Genomic DNA, 407 nt, shown 5'->3' on the forward strand with positions numbered 1-407 from the left:
GCGGTACGCCGAAGCCGGCGGCGGTGGCCTTGGCCAGCATCGATTTGCCGCAGCCCTGCACGCCCAGCAGCAACATGCCGCGCGGCGGATCCAGGCCGGCCGGTGCCGAGCCGGCGATGAAGGCCACCCGGCGCTGGCTGATCCAGCGCTTGAGCCGGTTGGCACCGGCCACGTCGCCGAAGCGCGCGCTGTCATGCTCGAAGAACAGGTGGCCGCTGCGGTTGAGCAGCTCGAACTTCAGCCGTGCCAGCTGCGGCAGGTCGTCGTCGCGCAGCGCGCCATCGGGCTGGCGATAGAGGGCAATGGCGTTGTAGATGGCGTTGCGCAGCTTGGGATCGTGGTCGGTCAGGCCGCGGGACAGCTCGCCGCCCACGAGGGCCTGCGTCTGTACGTGGCAGCCCTGGCAC

At 70.8% G+C, this 407-nt stretch carries 1 pseudogene; it reads right to left on the reverse strand.

What is annotated here, in order from left to right:
* Positions 1-373 (reverse strand): annotated as a pseudogene (locus GVL52_RS29720) (hypothetical protein); the annotation flags it as partial.
* Positions 374-407: the final 34 nt, after the last annotated feature.

Origin of the sequence: Rhizobium sp. 18055, from assembly GCF_902706285.1 — a bacterium.
In the GTDB taxonomy this organism is placed as follows: Bacteria; Pseudomonadota; Alphaproteobacteria; order Rhizobiales; family Rhizobiaceae; genus Rhizobium.